Source organism: Lentzea fradiae, assembly GCF_900100955.1.
Classification (GTDB): domain Bacteria; phylum Actinomycetota; class Actinomycetes; order Mycobacteriales; family Pseudonocardiaceae; genus Lentzea; species Lentzea fradiae.
In genome coordinates this window covers 136,224-150,486 of record NZ_FNCC01000007.1, presented here as the reverse complement: position 1 = coordinate 150,486, position 14,263 = coordinate 136,224, and the positions used below count along the sequence as shown (strand labels likewise).

18 protein-coding genes are annotated in these 14,263 nt (G+C 70.4%); 13 read left to right on the top strand and 5 right to left on the bottom strand.

Annotation, left to right across the window (positions count from 1 at the left end):
* Positions 1 to 61 precede the first annotated feature (61 nt).
* Both BLT23_RS17825 and BLT23_RS17820 read left to right on the top strand, forming a co-directional pair.
* Complete coding sequence (locus BLT23_RS17825) at positions 62 to 604, top strand: GNAT family N-acetyltransferase (RefSeq protein WP_090050806.1); 543 nt, start codon at positions 62 to 64, stop codon at positions 602 to 604.
* 30 nt (positions 605 to 634) lie between these two features.
* Positions 635 to 1,132 (top strand): YqaA family protein, encoded by a 498-nt coding sequence (locus tag BLT23_RS17820; RefSeq protein WP_245744042.1) that lies wholly within the window; start codon positions 635 to 637, stop codon positions 1,130 to 1,132.
* 6 nt (positions 1,133 to 1,138) lie between these two features.
* Here BLT23_RS17820 and BLT23_RS17815 read toward each other — a convergent pair whose 3' ends face one another.
* Together BLT23_RS17815 and BLT23_RS17810 are read right to left on the bottom strand one after the other, a co-directional pair.
* Positions 1,139 to 2,005 carry an SRPBCC family protein gene (locus BLT23_RS17815; RefSeq protein WP_090050801.1) on the bottom strand — a complete coding sequence of 289 codons (867 nt, stop codon included), beginning with the start codon at positions 2,003 to 2,005 and terminating at the stop codon, positions 1,139 to 1,141.
* The gene (locus BLT23_RS17810) at positions 2,002 to 2,544 is read right to left on the bottom strand and encodes a winged helix-turn-helix domain-containing protein (RefSeq protein ID WP_090050798.1); all 543 of its coding nucleotides are present in this window, start codon (positions 2,542 to 2,544) and stop codon (positions 2,002 to 2,004) included. The genes BLT23_RS17815 and BLT23_RS17810 overlap by 4 nt, the downstream gene beginning before the upstream one ends.
* A 130-nt stretch (positions 2,545 to 2,674) precedes the next feature.
* Between BLT23_RS17810 and BLT23_RS17805 the strand changes: the two genes are divergently transcribed.
* Genes BLT23_RS17805 through BLT23_RS17795 form a run of 3 tightly spaced genes read left to right on the top strand, consistent with a single transcriptional unit; the run spans position 2,675 to position 4,785 of the window.
* Positions 2,675 to 3,658: an aldo/keto reductase gene (locus tag BLT23_RS17805; RefSeq protein ID WP_090050795.1), complete on the top strand. Its 984-nt coding sequence runs from the start codon at positions 2,675 to 2,677 to the stop codon at positions 3,656 to 3,658.
* 5 nt (positions 3,659 to 3,663) lie between these two features.
* The gene (locus BLT23_RS17800) at positions 3,664 to 4,272 is read left to right on the top strand and encodes a TetR/AcrR family transcriptional regulator (RefSeq protein WP_218133783.1); all 609 of its coding nucleotides are present in this window, start codon (positions 3,664 to 3,666) and stop codon (positions 4,270 to 4,272) included.
* An 18-nt stretch (positions 4,273 to 4,290) separates the two neighbouring features.
* Positions 4,291 to 4,785, top strand: a complete 495-nt coding sequence (locus BLT23_RS17795) for a hypothetical protein (RefSeq protein ID WP_090050790.1) — start codon at positions 4,291 to 4,293, stop codon at positions 4,783 to 4,785.
* A gap of 76 nt (positions 4,786 to 4,861) precedes the next feature.
* On the opposite strand, the gene BLT23_RS17790 is transcribed toward BLT23_RS17795, so the two are convergent.
* Both BLT23_RS17790 and BLT23_RS17785 read right to left on the bottom strand, forming a co-directional pair.
* Positions 4,862 to 5,767: a DUF4097 family beta strand repeat-containing protein gene (locus BLT23_RS17790; protein WP_090051194.1), complete on the bottom strand. Its 906-nt coding sequence runs from the start codon at positions 5,765 to 5,767 to the stop codon at positions 4,862 to 4,864.
* 5 nt (positions 5,768 to 5,772) lie between these two features.
* Positions 5,773 to 6,288, bottom strand: coding sequence for a toxin-antitoxin system HicB family antitoxin (locus BLT23_RS17785; RefSeq protein WP_090050787.1), 516 nt, complete (start codon positions 6,286 to 6,288; stop codon positions 5,773 to 5,775).
* Positions 6,289 to 6,356: 68 nt separating this feature from the next.
* On the opposite strand from BLT23_RS17785, the gene thyX reads away from it, so the two are divergent.
* The 8 genes from thyX to atpB all read left to right on the top strand — a co-directional run bounded on the left by thyX (position 6,357) and on the right by atpB (position 13,544).
* A complete protein-coding gene (thyX, locus tag BLT23_RS17780) occupies positions 6,357 to 7,061 on the top strand; it encodes an FAD-dependent thymidylate synthase (protein ID WP_090050785.1) in 705 nt (234 codons plus the stop codon).
* Positions 7,062 to 7,065: 4 nt separating this feature from the next.
* Positions 7,066 to 7,467 carry an ACT domain-containing protein gene (locus BLT23_RS17775; protein WP_090050782.1) on the top strand — a complete coding sequence of 134 codons (402 nt, stop codon included), beginning with the start codon at positions 7,066 to 7,068 and terminating at the stop codon, positions 7,465 to 7,467.
* 72 nt (positions 7,468 to 7,539) lie between these two features.
* Positions 7,540 to 8,979: a serine/threonine-protein kinase gene (locus BLT23_RS17770; RefSeq protein ID WP_245744016.1), complete on the top strand. Its 1,440-nt coding sequence runs from the start codon at positions 7,540 to 7,542 to the stop codon at positions 8,977 to 8,979.
* A 2-nt stretch (positions 8,980 to 8,981) separates the two neighbouring features.
* A complete protein-coding gene (locus BLT23_RS17765) occupies positions 8,982 to 9,395 on the top strand; it encodes a hypothetical protein (protein ID WP_090050780.1) in 414 nt (137 codons plus the stop codon).
* Between the two features lie 24 nt (positions 9,396 to 9,419).
* Positions 9,420 to 10,031, top strand: coding sequence for a TIGR03085 family metal-binding protein (locus BLT23_RS17760; protein ID WP_090050778.1), 612 nt, complete (start codon positions 9,420 to 9,422; stop codon positions 10,029 to 10,031).
* A gap of 19 nt (positions 10,032 to 10,050) precedes the next feature.
* Complete coding sequence (gene dapA / locus BLT23_RS17755) at positions 10,051 to 10,947, top strand: 4-hydroxy-tetrahydrodipicolinate synthase (RefSeq protein WP_090050776.1); 897 nt, start codon at positions 10,051 to 10,053, stop codon at positions 10,945 to 10,947.
* Positions 10,944 to 12,623 carry a ribonuclease J gene (locus BLT23_RS17750; protein WP_090050775.1) on the top strand — a complete coding sequence of 560 codons (1,680 nt, stop codon included), beginning with the start codon at positions 10,944 to 10,946 and terminating at the stop codon, positions 12,621 to 12,623. The genes dapA and BLT23_RS17750 overlap by 4 nt, the downstream gene beginning before the upstream one ends.
* Positions 12,624 to 12,740: 117 nt before the next feature.
* Positions 12,741 to 13,544, top strand: a complete 804-nt coding sequence (gene atpB, locus BLT23_RS17745) for a F0F1 ATP synthase subunit A (RefSeq protein ID WP_090050772.1) — start codon at positions 12,741 to 12,743, stop codon at positions 13,542 to 13,544.
* Positions 13,545 to 13,639: 95 nt separating this feature from the next.
* On the opposite strand, the gene BLT23_RS17740 is transcribed toward atpB, so the two are convergent.
* Complete coding sequence (locus BLT23_RS17740; protein ID WP_090050770.1) at positions 13,640 to 14,254, bottom strand: class I SAM-dependent methyltransferase; 615 nt, start codon at positions 14,252 to 14,254, stop codon at positions 13,640 to 13,642.
* Positions 14,255 to 14,263 lie beyond the last annotated feature (9 nt).

The following is a 14,263-nucleotide window of genomic DNA, read 5'->3' as shown; positions in this document are numbered from 1 at the left end:
CGGCTCGATGCTGCCACGCACCCCTGACATTTCCGCGACGCGTCGTCGCTAAGGTGCGCACATGGCCGACGCCGGCGTGCACCCCGCCACCGCTGCTGACCTCGCGGAGATCGTCCGCATCCACCGGGAGACGTGGCGGCTCGCCTACTCCGAGCTGCTCCCGCCGGAGGTGCTGGACGCGCTCGACGCGGACGACGCCTGGGCGCTCGCGGTCCGGCAGGGCGCGGTCCTCAAGGCGACCGAGGGGGAGTGGACCGTCGGGTTCGTCGTGGCCAGCAAGGCCCCCGACGAGGAGGTGGCGATGGCGGACGGCTCGCTGCCCGCGGACGCGGCCACCACGGCGCTCGTCAGCGTCCTCGTCGAGCCGCGCTGGGGCCGTCGCGGGCACGGGACGAGGCTCGTCGCCGAGGCAGGGCGCAAGCTGGCCGAAGGCGGCGCGACCAGGGGCATCGCCTGGGTGCCCGAGGCGGACAAGGCGTCGCGGAACTTCTACGAGCGGCTGGGCTGGGCCGGTGACGGCACGGTGCGCACCCTGGACGCGGGCGGGCGCCCGCTGCGCGAGGTCAGGGTGACCGGTGAGCTGAGCGTCCGCCTCGGCGACTGAGATCTGTGTAACCTCGGTCGAGTGCTAGCCCTGGTCGGCCTCATGTTCGGGGTCGCACTCGGCTCGGCGGTCGTTCCCCTGATCAGCATCGAGATGTTCGTGCTGGGCATGTGCGCGCACTGGCCGGACGTCGAGTTCTGGATCGTCGGCCTCTCGGTCGCCGCGGGTCAGGTGCTGGGCAAGCTGCTCTACTTCTTCGCCGCCCGCGGCGACATCCACCTGCCGAAGTTCCTGCACCGCACGCCTTCGGAGAAGCCGTCCCGGCTGCGGCGCTGGTTCGGCCCCGGCACGCGGGTGCACCGCTGGGGCGACTGGATCCACGTGAAGTGCCGGGCGCACCCGAACTGGATGGCCGGCACGCACGCGGTGAGCTCGCTGGTCGGGGTGCCGCCGTTCATGGCGACGAGCGTGCTCGCGGGGTTCGCGGGCATGTCCACCGCCATGTTCGTCACCACCGGCATGGTGGGCAGGTTCGCGCGCTTCAGCTTCCTCGCGGCTTCCCCCGCCGTGGTCATGGCCTGGTTCTGACGGGCGTCACTCCAGGACGAGCACGCCGTCGGGCAGGCCGGGGAGGTCGAACGAGTGCCACATGGGGCGCCAGTCCGGCAGCTCCAGCATCCGGCGCAGGTCGGCGAACCCGCTGAGCCACCCCAGCCACGGCCCGTAGGGCGGGGCCGCCGGGTCGAAGCCGCTCTGCACGAACGTCAGCCGGGTCTTGCCCTCCGAGCCCTCGAGCTCCCACGACGCCACCATCCCGCCGGGGAACTCCAGCGCCAGCCGCTCCTCGTCGAGCGCGACGACCTTCGCGGGGTTCGGCTCGTCGGCCAGGCTGCCCATCGCCCACCGGCCGCCGACGTGCGGCTCGATCTCCATCCGGGCGCCGAACCACCGCGCGAACACCTCGGGGTCGGTCAGCGCGTCCAGGACCGCCGCCGGGGCCGCCGCGATGTCGAGCTCGTAGCGCTGCTCCGGCGAGCCGAAGTCGCACAGCCCCGGCACCGGGCGGCCCTCGACGTGCTCGACCAGGTTGGCGAGCGCCAGCGGCCAGTACGTCTGCAGCACCTCGTCGCGGTCCTCGCCGGTGCCCCAGGCCGGGTAGGGGGACTGAGCCACCGCGACGACCGTCTCGCCGTCGCGTTCCTCCACCGCTATCTCGACCGTGTACTCGGTGTCGTACAGCAACCACGAGAAGCGCACGGACGTGTCGTCGAACCCCAGCAGCTTCTGCCGGCCGCGCTCGCCCTCCGGGGTGTACCTGCCCCAGAACTCGTACTCACCGCCCTCCAGGTCCACGTGCGCGTGTTCGGCGAGCCACGTCCGCAGCCCGTCGGCACTGGTGAGCGCCTCGCGCACCTTCGCGGCGGGCGCGGTCGTGCGGACTCGGACGGTTCCGGTGGTCATCGGTTGTCTCCCTTGGGGTAGCAGGCGAGGGCGATGCGAAACGCGTCCCCTTCCGCGCCGCCGTAGCGGGTGAACAGGTCCTGCAACGTGTTCTGCAGCTCGGCCAGGAACTCGGCGCGCTCCTCCGGTCGCACCCGGATCTCGCCGGACACGCCCACGGACGGCAGCTCGCTCGACCTGTCGAGCGCAGCCACGTCGGCCTGGACCTGCTCGGCGAGGTCCACCAGGTGCCCGAGCGCCAGCTCGTCGCGCGAGCCGATCCGGCCGACGAGCCGCGGCGACAGCCAGTACGACCGCGCCACGGCCTGGTACAGGCCCTCCTGGACGCCGCGCACCCTGCGCTCGGCGACCTGGGCGGCCAGACCGGCCTTGACCAGCTGTTTCACGTGGTAGTGCACGCGTTGCGGCGTTTGGTCGAGCACCTCGGCGACCTCGGTGCACGACCGCGGCGCGGCGAGCTGCCGCAGCACCTCGACGCGCTGCGGTTTGAGCAGGGTCTCGGCCTGCTCCATCCGGTCCAGGTAGATCACGTCTCTCATCGCAAAAAAGACTTTGAATGTTCAAAAGTTTTTTGTCAATCCTGCGGACATTATTGGACTGACAGATATTGAAATCTGTCAGTCCATCGGGCATGCTGGTGGAGCACGGAAGACGACGAAGGGGTTCGAAATGCAGAAGCGTCAGCTCGGTGCCACCGGCCCGGTCACGTCCGCCATCGGCCTGGGCTGCATGGGCATGTCCAACGCCTACGGCCCGGCCGACCGGGACGAGAGCATCGCAACGATCCACGCCGCCCTCGACGCGGGCGTCACGCTGCTCGACACCGGTGACTTCTACGGCCAGGGCCACAACGAGCTGCTCGTCGCCGAGGCCATCCGCGGCCGTCGTGACGAGGTGCAGCTCAGCGTCAAGTTCGGGGGCCTGCGCGACTACGAGGGGGCGTTCCTCGGGTTCGACACGCGACCCGTCGCGGTCGCCAACTTCCTCGCGTACTCGTTGCAACGGCTCGGCACCGACCACATCGACATCTACCGGCCCGCGCGGCTCGACCCGGCCGTCCCGATCGAGGACACCATCGGTGCCATCGCCGAGCAGATCGAGAAGGGGCACGTCCGGCACATCGGCCTGAGCGAGGTCGGCGCCGAGACGATCCGCAGGGCGCACGCGGTGCACCCGATCGCCGACCTGCAGATCGAGTACGGGCTGCTGGAGCGCAACGTCGAGCGGGAGATCCTGGAGACCACCCGTGAGCTCGGCATCGGCATCACCGCGTACGGCGTGCTCTCGCGCGGCCTGATCTCGTCCACGCCGCTCACCCTCGACGCCGGCGACTACCGCGGCCACGCGCCCCGGTTCCAGGGTGAGAACCTGTCCCGCAACCAGGCCCTCGTCGACAAGCTCGCCGAGATCGCGCGGGCCAAGGACGTCACGGTCGCCCAGCTTGCTATCGCCTGGGTGCTGTCGCGCGGTGAGGACGTGGTGCCTCTCGTCGGCACGACGAAGCGTGCGAGGCTTGCGGAGGCGGCCGGTGCCGTCGACGTGACGTTCACCGAGGCGGAGCTGGCGGAGATCGAGGCCGTCGCCCCCCTCGGAGCCGCTGCGGGCACGCGCTACGCGGCCGAGCAGATGGCGATGCTGGACAGCGAGAGGTGAGAGCAGTGGCGGAGACGCTGACCGCGGAGGCGATCCTCGCGGCGACCGAGGAGGTGCTGCGCAGGTACGGCCCTGCCAAGGCGACGGTGGTCGACGTCGCCAAGGCGCTCGGGGTCAGCCACGGCAGCGTCTACCGCCACTTCCCGACCAAGGCCGCCCTCCGGGAGGCCGTGACCAGGCGCTGGCTCGACGACATCCACGCCCACATGGCGCCCGCGTTCGACCAGGGCCGCACCACCGCCGAGGTGCTGCGCGACTGGCTGCAACGGCTCTTCGACCGCAAGCGGCGCTCGCACTCCGAGGACCTGGAGCTGTTCACGACGTTCAAGGTGCTCGTGGCGGAGAGCAGCGTCGTCTCCGCGTACCACCTGGAATGCCTGGTGGGGCAGCTCACGAGCATCATCGCGGCCGGAGTGGAAACCCACGAGTTCGTGACGGACGACGTCGAGAGCACGGCACAGGCGGTGTGGGACGCGACGCTGATGTTCCACCACCCGGCTCACGCCCAGGAGTGGGGGAATCCGCACGTCCAGGAGCAGTTCGACGCGGTTGTCTCACTGGTCGTCGATGGACTGCGGTACAACCGAGTTCCGAGTGGCACAGGCGATGCTTGAGGGTCACGGAGGTGAACGGTGCCGCCTGACGAGTGGATCGATCTGCTGGGAGCGCCGGAACGGCGTCCGGACCCGGTCGACTGGGACGCGGTCCTGGCGCGGGCCGGCACGGCGCTGCCGGCCGACTACGTGCACCTCGCCGAGGCGTACCCGCCGCTGATCGTCGGCGGCTACGTCCGGATCCTGCACCCCACCGCGCGGGCGGGGTTCCTGAACTGGATGGCGCAGGCGCCGAAGGTCCTGCGGGCCCTGCGCAGGCAGCCGGGGCTGCGCGTGCACCCCGACTCGCCGGGCCTGCTGCCGTGGGGCGTGACGGTGAACAACGACCACTGCCTCTGGTACACCCGCGGCGACCCGGACGAGTGGACCGTGGTGATCACGGACCTGCGGCAGAGCTGGTCCTACGACGGGACGTTCTCGAGCTTCATCCGGAAGTTCCTGACCGGCGAGCTGCGCTGCCCGATCTTCCCGGACGACGTCCCCGGCGGCTCGAAGCCGTTCCAGGAGCCCTGACCGGGCCTGCTCCCGGCAGGAACGCGGGGGCCCTACGTTCCCCTGGAGGAAACGTAGGGCCCCGCGTTCCCTCCGGTCAGCTCGCGGCGGCGGCCACCACGGCGTCGCCGCTGCCCGTGCGGCCGGTGACCGACAGCGTGGCGTCGCCCAGCGGCTCCGCCGAGACGTCGAGCTCGCTGCGGGCGGTGCCCGACGTGGAGACCAGGTCGACCCGTGCGAGCGTGCCCTGGCGGATGCCGACCCGGATGTGGCCGGAGCCGGTGCCCAGGTGGATCTCGCCGGAGGCGGCGTCGGCCACGGTCAGGTCGCCGCTGCCGGTGCGCACCTGCACGTTGCCCTGCACGGCGCCCAGCCAGACGTCACCGGTTCCGGTGATCAGCGTGCTGGTGCCGCCGACCGACGACACCTCGACGTCGCCGCCGCCGGTCTTGGCCTTGAGCGCGCCCAGCATCGTGCCGAGCCGGACGGTGCCCGCACCCGAGTTGACCTTGGCCTCGCCGGTCGCCCGGTCGGCCGAGATGCCGCCCGTACCGGTGTTCAGGTCGAGCCTGCCCGCACTGCCCGTGACCGTCACGTCGGCCGCGCCGGTCCGCGACGACACGTGCGACCCGGCGGGGGCCTTCACCACCACGGACAACGGCACGGCGCGCAACGGCAGCGCCTTCGACGACTCGATGCGCAGGCGGTTGCCGAGCAGCTCCACGCGCGCCTCGCGCACGGCCTCCTCCGGCCCCGCCGCGGGCGCGGGCCTGTCCGTGCCGAACTGGCCGCTGACCCAGCTCAGCACGCTGGAGAGGCCCTCGGTCCAGGTGTTGCCCGCCGCCGGGTCGTGCCGCACCTCGACGTGCACGCCGGGCTCGTCGGTCAGGTGCACCTGCACCCGTCCGCTGAGCAGCGAGATGTCGATCTCGGCGACCCCGGCGAGCTCGAAGCTCTGCTGACGCACGACACCGGACGACTCCGGTCCTGACGGTTCGCTCATGCCGGTCACCCCCGCACCCATCCGCGGACCCGCGAGCCGGAGCTCGTGTTCCCGCTCCACCCCTTGTGCTGCTCGTGCTTGTGCTTGGCGTGCAGCGCGCCGCCGACCGCCTGCTGGATGAACGAGTTCAGCGACACGCCCTGGGCGGCCGCGGCGGCCTCGGCCTTCGACTTGAGCTCGTTGATCATGCGCAGCGTGATGCGGCTGATGTCACCCGTGGCGTCACCGGCGCCGAAGTTCGGCACCTCCTGACGCGGGGCGGGTTCCGGCTCGGGGGCCGAGGAGCCCGTGACCACGACCTGGACGTCACGACCGGCCAGGCGGACGTCCACGACCTGGCCGTCCAGCGCGGCGGTGACCTCCGCTGCCAGGTCGGACAGTGCGTTCATGATCGCCAGTCGCGCGGCTGGCTCGAGCGCTGCGGACAACGCGGCGGCCGTTCGACGGGTGTTGTCGTCCCCCGCCGAGGCGGCCGTCGCCAGGTCCTCACGCAGTGACGCGATGTACGGCGACAGATCCATGACACCACTATGACGTCACTTCTGACATCGTGCAACCACCACGCGCGTCAGTACTACTGTCCGCAGGTATGCCGAGAGTCCGTTTGGTGGCCAAGACCGAGTTCATCCCGCCGGACGACGTGCCGTGGACGACCGACGCGGACGGCGGCGCGGCGCTCGTCGAGTTCGCCGGACGCGCCTGCTACCAGTCGTGGGACCGCTCCAACCCCATGACCAACACCAACGCGACGTTCCTGCACCACCTGCTCGACGTCGGGCACCTCGCCGCGTTCGAGCACGGCAGCGCGACGCTCTACCTGACCGAGCTGCCCCGCTCGCTCACCCACGAGCTGATCCGGCACCGGCACTTCTCGTACTCGCAGCTCTCCCAGCGCACCGACCCGACCGACGTCGTCGAGCCGTCGCTGGTCGCCGCAGACCCCGAGCTGCACGCGCGGTTCGTCGCCGCGACCGAGGCCAGCCTGAAGGCGTACGAGGACCTCGTGCACAGTCTGGAGAAGACGGTCAACGGCCGCCGCGCCCGGCAGATCGCCCGGTCCGTGCTGCCCAACGCCACCGGCACCGAGATCGTCGTGACGGGCAACTACCGCTCGTGGCGGCACTTCATCGCGATGCGCGCGACCGAGCACATCAACGTCGAGCTGCGCGAGCTGGCCATCGCCTGCCTGCGCGAGCTGGTCGAGGCCGCGCCCAACGCGTTCGCCGACTTCGTCGTCTCGACACTCCCGGACGGCACGGAAGTTGCCTCCAGCCCGCTCGTGGTTGAAGGCTGAGGCCATGAAGCGTCTCATCGTCGACGTCCTCCCCGGCGAGTACGCGGTCACGCGCCTGGCCCCGGACGCTCAGGTCCCCGCCGGGCTGTTCGGCCTCACCGGCGTGCTCGTGTCGGTGACCAGGACCCCGGACGAGGTGTCGGTCATCGCGCCCTCGTCGTTCCCCCTCGGTGGCGACAGCACCGAGAAGGGCTGGCGGCTGCTCACCGTGCGCGGCCCGCTGGAGTTCACGCTCACCGGGATCATGGCCGCGCTGGCGGGAGAGCTGGCCGCCGCGGGAGTCTCGCTGTTCGCGCTGTCCACATACGACACGGACCACCTGTTGGTGAAGCAGTCCGACCTGGACCGTGCGGTGGTGGCGTTGCGTGCCGCAGGTCACGAACTGGTTGTAGCGCCGGAAGTCTAGGAACCGATCCTCCGACTGGGTGGTCTGAAGTACCGTCTACGCCCACTGGCTCACCAGTTGGAGGAGCGCACGTTGCAAGGACAGGCAGTCGAACCGCGCGTCATCGCCGGCCGCTACGCCCTCGTGGCGGAGCTCGGCCGCGGCGGCATGGGCATCGTCTGGCGCGCACAGGACCGCCACATCGGGCGTTTCGTCGCGATCAAGGAACTGCACCTGCCGGACGGCATCGCGCACGAGGAACGCCGTGTGCTCGAAGAGCGCGCCCTGCGGGAGGCACGCACCGCGGGCAAGCTCAACGACCCGTCCATCGTGACGGTGTACGACGCCATCAACGAGAACGGCACGACGTACATCATCATGGAGCTGGTCGAGGCGGCGACGCTGTCGACGCTGATCAGCACGCACGGCCCGATGCCGCAGAACCAGGTCGTCTCGATCGCGCTGCAGGCGTTGTCCGCGCTGGAGGCCGCGCACCAGGCCGGGATCGTGCACCGCGACGTGAAGCCGGGCAACCTGATGGTCCGCCCGGACGGCAGGGTCAAGCTCACCGACTTCGGCATCGCCCAGGCCGTCGACGACCCGCGCCTGACCACCAGCGGCAGCCTCATCGGCTCACCCGCCTACATGTCGCCGGAGCGCATCCACGGCCACGAGGCCGCCCCCGCGTCCGACCTGTGGGCGCTGGGCGCCACCCTCTGCTACGCCGTCGAGGGCTGGAGCCCGTTCGAACGCTCCTCCACGGCCTCGACGCTGCACGCGATCATGAGCGAGACCCCGCGCCTCACGCGGGCGACCGGCGTGCTCGGCGCCGTCATCACCGGTCTGCTGATCGCCGACCCGAACGCCCGGCTGTCGGGCCCGCAGGCCCGCGCGATGCTCTCCAGCATCGGCAACCAGCCGACGCCGCCCGCCGGCATCCCGCCGCAGGTCACGCAGCAGTACCAGCAGGCACCGCCGGTGGACCCGGCGAAGAAGAAGCGCAACCGCGTCCTGGCGCTGGTCGCCGCGGGCGTGCTCGCCGCGGCGGCGTTCACCGGCGGCATCTTCACGCACAAGGCGTTCACGGCGCCCGGCGGCAGCAACAGCGCCGCGCTCACCTACGGCGAGGGCGCCGAGGTGCCGGTGTTCGAGCTCTACGAGAACACGTGCGGCATCGGCGAGGTCGCGCCCGCGAAGCTGCTCAACTCCGAGACCCGCGAGGAGTGCGACGAGCCGCACGACTTCGAGGTGTTCGACTCGGTGGACACGCTGCCGTCGCAGTCGAGCCTGCCGGACGCCGCGTATCCGGGCGTGGACGCGTTGAAGAGCCTCGGCGTGGCCCGGTGCGAGATGACGCTGAACTCGGAGTGGGTGAAGGACGGCTCGAAGCTCAAGCTCACGACCCTGGTGCCGAGCGAGACCGCGTGGACCAAGGACAAGAGCGGCAGCGCCAAGCGCAAGATCTGGTGCCTCGCGTCGGCCAGGGACGGCGGCAAGCTCGACGGGTCCGTCATCGCGAAGAAGGAAAGCTGACCATGGGGAGACGGACCGGTTCCGTCCTGCTCGTTCTCGGGTGCGTGGCCGCGCTGACGGCGTGCTCCGGCAACGAGGACAAGTTCGTCGCCGAGCTGAAGGCCGCCGGGTTCGCCAACCCCGGCGAGCCCAGCACCGAGAAGGAGAAGAAGTCCAAGAAGGTCGGCAAGCGCACGGTCAAGTCCTCGGAGAAGGTCATCGAGGTGGTCGTCCGCGTGAAGGGCTGCGACCTGGAGTTCGAGAAGGTCTCCGGCCAGTCCGGCTACTGGCTCGACGAGCTGCACGTCGGCGGGCGGGAACCCGACTGGCCCGGCTACCCGGAGAACCTCAACCGCGACCAGGTCGTGAAGCTGTTCGCCGACCGGTCGGCCAAGCCGGAGGGCTTCCAGGGCTGCTACAAGCCGGACGAGGCGTGATCCGGGCTGTGGTGCAATGGGAGGGTGAGCCTCGCCCGCGATGAGCGCAAAGCGCTCGTGGACCTGATGACCGAGCTCGGACCGGACGTGCCGACGCTGTGCGGCACCTGGACGGCGAGGGACCTGGCCGCGCACCTCGCGGTCAGGGAGCGCCGCATCGACATCGCGCCGGGCATGGTGCTGCCCGCGTTCGCGAAGTGGACGGAGAAGGTCCAGGACGGCTACGCGCACAAGGCGTGGAGCGAGCTCCTCGACCTGGTGCGCACGCCGCCGTTCTGGATCAAGCCGATCGACGACCTGATGAACACCGCCGAGTACTTCGTGCACCACGAGGACGTGCGCCGCGCACAGCCCGGCTGGGAGCCGCGGCCCTACGACGCCCGCCGCGAGGCCGTGCTGTGGAAGGTGCTGCCGTTCACGGCACGCATGACGTACCGGAAGTCACCCGTCGGTGTCACGCTGGTCCGTCCCGACGGTGAGCACGTCGTGGCCAAGCAGGGCGCGAACGGAGTGGTGATCACGGGCGAGGTGCCCGAGCTGGTGATGCTCGCGTTCGGCAGGGACGAGGCCAGGGTGGAATACAGCGGTGAGTCCGATGCGGTGCAACGGGTGCGGTCGTTGAACCGGAGCGTCTGATCTCGGGTAGTTTCTGCGCATGCCCGCAAGCCCGTACGCAGCGCCGAACCGGCCGTTCGGCCGCGTTCTCACCGCCATGGTCACGCCGTTCGACACGCGCGGCGAGATCGACCTCGTCAAGGCGCAGCAGCTGGCGGAGCACCTGGTGGACCTGGGCAACGACGGCCTGGTGGTGAACGGGACGACGGGGGAGAGCCCCACGACGACCGACCGCGAGAAGGCCGCGCTGATCACGGCCGTCGTCGAGGCCGTGGGCGACCGGGCGACCGTGGTCGCCGGCGCTGGCACCTACGACACCGCGCACAGCGTCCACCTGGTGCAGCAGGCCGAGAAGGCGGGGGCGCACGGCGCGCTGGTCGTGACCCCGTACTACTCGCGGCCGCCGCAGGAGGGCCTGCTCGCGCACTTCACCGCCGTCGCCGACGCCTCCGGGCTGCCGGTGATGCTCTACGACATCCCCCCGCGCGCGGTCGTGCCGATCGAGGTCGACACCATTCTGCGCCTGTCAGAGCACCCGCGGATTCTCGCCGTGAAGGACGCCAAGGGCGACCTGCACGCGGGCAGCCGGGTGCTCGCGAGCACCGACCTCGCCTACTACTCGGGTGACGACCCGCTGAACCTGCCGTGGCTGTCCGTCGGCGCCGTCGGGTTCGTGAGCGTCATCGGCCACCTCGCGGCGGACCGCCTCCGCGACATGGCCGACGCGTTCGAGTCGGGGGACGTGGCGCGGGCCAGGGAGATCCACGAGTCGCTGCTGCCGTTGCTGCGACCCTTCCGCCGGGTACCCGGCGTGACGTACACGAAGGCTGCGCTGCGCCTGCGCGGACTGGACGTGGGGGAACCCCGTCTGCCGCTGGTGCCGGCCGCCGCCGAGGACATCGAGGCCATCGCGGCCGAACTGGGAGTCAACGCGTGACCCAATCGACCGAACTGCCACCCGCACTGCCGGAAGGCGGCCTCCGCGTCGTCGCACTCGGCGGAATTGGCGAGGTCGGCCGCAACATGACCGTCTTCGAGCACGCCGGACGGCTGCTCGTCGTCGACTGCGGCGTGCTCTTCCCCGAGGACGACCAGCCGGGCGTGGACCTGATCCTGCCGGACTTCCGCGCCATCGAGGACCGGCTCGACGACATCGACGCCATCGTCCTCACGCACGGCCACGAGGACCACATCGGCGCGGTCCCGTTCCTGCTCAAGCTGCGTCCCGACGTGCCGGTCGTGGGCTCTCGCTTCACGCTGGCGCTGCTCGCCGCGAAGTGCAAGGAGCACCGCCAGAACCCCCGGCTGGTCGAGGTCCGCGAGGGCCAGCGGCAGCCGTTCGGGCCGTTCGAGCTCGAGTTCTTCGCCGTGAACCACTCGATCCCGGACGCGCTGGCCGTGGCCATCCGCACGCCGGCGGGGCTCGTGCTGCACACCGGCGACATCAAGCTGGACCAGCTGCCGCTCGACGGCCGCCTGACCGACCTGGCGGGCTTCTCCCGCCTGGGCGACGAGGGCGTGGACCTGTTCCTGGTCGACTCGACCAACGCCGAGGTGCCCGGCTTCGTGGTGCCCGAGCGCGAGATCGGCCCGGTGCTGGAGAACGTCATCCGCAAGGCCGACCAGCGGGTCATCGTCGCCTGCTTCGCCTCGCACGTGCACCGCGTGCAGCAGGTGCTCGACGTGGCCGTGCAGTACCAGCGCAAGGTCGCGTTCGTGGGCCGCTCGATGGTCCGCAACATGGGCATCGCGTCCGAGCTGGGCTTCCTGAACGTGCCGGACGGCCTGTTCGTCGACCTCGACGAGGCCATGCGGATGCAGGAGGACGAGGTCCTCTTCGTGTCGACCGGGTCGCAGGGCGAGCCGCTGTCGGCGCTGTCGCGCATGGCCCGCGGCGAGCACCGGCAGATCTCGATCCGCGAGGGTGACACGGTGATCCTCGCGTCGTCGCTGATCCCGGGCAACGAGAACGCCGTCTTCAACGTCGTCAACGGCCTCGCCAAGCTCGGCGCCACCGTCGTGCACCAGGGCAACGCCAAGGTCCACGTCTCCGGCCACTCGCCCGCGGGTGAGCTGCTGTTCCTCTACAACGCCGTGCGGCCGTCGAACGTGATGCCGGTGCACGGCGAGTGGCGGCACCTGCGCGCGAACGCCGCACTGGCCGTGGCCACCGGTGTCGCCGAGGACCACGTGGTGATCGCCGAGGACGGCGTCGTCGTCGACCTGGTCGACGGCAAGGCCGCGGTGTCCGGGCGCGTCGTGGTCGGACACGTCTACGTCGACGGCCTGTCCGTCGGCGACGTCGGCGAGTCGACCCTGTCCGACCGCTTGGTGCTGGGCGAGGGCGGGTTCATCTCGATCTCCGTCGCCATCGACACCGCGACCGGCCGCGCCGTGGCCCCGCCGACGATCTCCGGACGCGGGTTCTCCGACGACCCGAAGGCGCTGGAGGGCGTCGTGCCGCTGGTGGAGATGGAGCTGGCGCGCACCGAGGCCGAGGGCATCACCGACACCCACCGCGTGGCGCAGGCCGTGCGCAGGGTCGTCGGGCGCTGGGTGGCGGAGACCTACCGCCGCCGGCCGATGATCGTTCCGACCGTCATCCCCGTCTGACCTGCGAGTTCACGGGCGGTGTTCGCGCATTCGCGTGAACGCCGCCCGTTCTCGTGACGCGTTCGTGACCTCCTCGCTAGGTTCTGGTTCCAGACCATGGACGAGGGGGATCGCCACATGGCCGTCGACGACGTGTTCGTGCCACCCGGTGGAGCCGACATCCTGCTCCGGCCGATGTTCACCTGGACCAACCCGCTGGGGCTGCCGTTCGAGCTCACGGTGACGAAGCCGCAGGCCCTGCTGGTGCTGTCGGTGGTGATCATCCTGACGTTCTTCCTGCTCACCACCAGGAAGCTCGAGCTCGTGCCGACGCGCTGGCAGTTCGCCGCCGAGTCGGTCTACGACCTGGGCCGCAACACGATCGCGCGGGACCAGATCGGCGCGAAGGAGTTCGCGCCGTACGTGTCGCTGATCGTGAGCATCTTCTGCTTCGTGCTGGTGAACAACCTCTACGGGCTGGTCCCGCTGGTGCAGTTCCCGACCTTCACGCACAGCGGCTTCCCGCTGGCCATCGCGCTGCTGGTGATCTACCCGCTCTACCACTTCGTGGGCATCCGGAAGTTCGGCCTGCGCGGCTACCTGCGCAACCAGTTCGTCGTCAAGGACGTGCCGAAGCCGGTGCTGTGGGGCCTGCTGATCCCGACCGAGGTGATCCTGAAGTTCTTCTTCGACCCGCTGACCCTCGCCATCCGGGTGTTCGCGGCGATGTTCGCGGGCCACCTGCTGATCCTGGTGTTCACGCTCGGCAGCGAGTTCGTGCTGCTGAACGCGCCGATCTACCTCAAGCCGGTGTCGGCGGTGGGCTTCGCGCTCGCGGTCGGGTTGTTCTTCCTGGAGGCGCTGGTACAGGTGCTGCAGGCGTACATCTTCGCTTTGCTGTCCGCGCACTTCATCGGCCGTGCCCTCGCGGAGCAGCACTAGATCCTGCACATGCTCGCGATCTTGGGGGACGAGGCACGGCCCGGCACCCGCGGTGGGACGGCGACCCCGGCAGGATCACGCCGCTCGACTGTCGGCTAGGAGCGCTGGCACACCAGGTGCAGCGACTCCTCGGGAGTCGCTCCGGGGAACGACGGCGTGAACACGGGGCGGCTCCTGCGCACCACCCGCAGGCCCACGTCGGCGAGGTGCTTCTCGTAGTTCTCCTCGGAGAACGACGACACCTCGATCTCCTGGCCCATCCACGGCAGCGTCACCTGCTCGACGTCGATGGGCACGGTCGCGAGGAAGAAGTGCCCGCCGGGCCGCAGCCACGTGGAGACCTGGCCGAGGGTCTTGACGATCTCTCCCTGCCGCATCTGGAGCAGGGAGAACACGGCGCAGACGACGTCCCACGACCCGGCGGGCGTCTCGAAGTCGCGCACGTCGATCTTGTGGAACGTGGCGTCGGGGACCTGCGTGGCGGCGAGGTCGACCATCACCGGCGACACGTCGATGCCGGTGACCCTCATGCCCGCCTTGGCGAGCGTGCGCGCCACGGGGACGCCGGTGCCGCACCCGATGTCGAGCACCCGCGAGCCGGAGGGCTGGGTCGCGGCGAACCAGGCGAGGGTGCCGTGCAGCGCGGGCTGGTGCGACCACGCCCGTTGGTATTCCAGTCCGAGCGCGTCGAACACCTCGGCCGCGTTCATCCGCGCCCC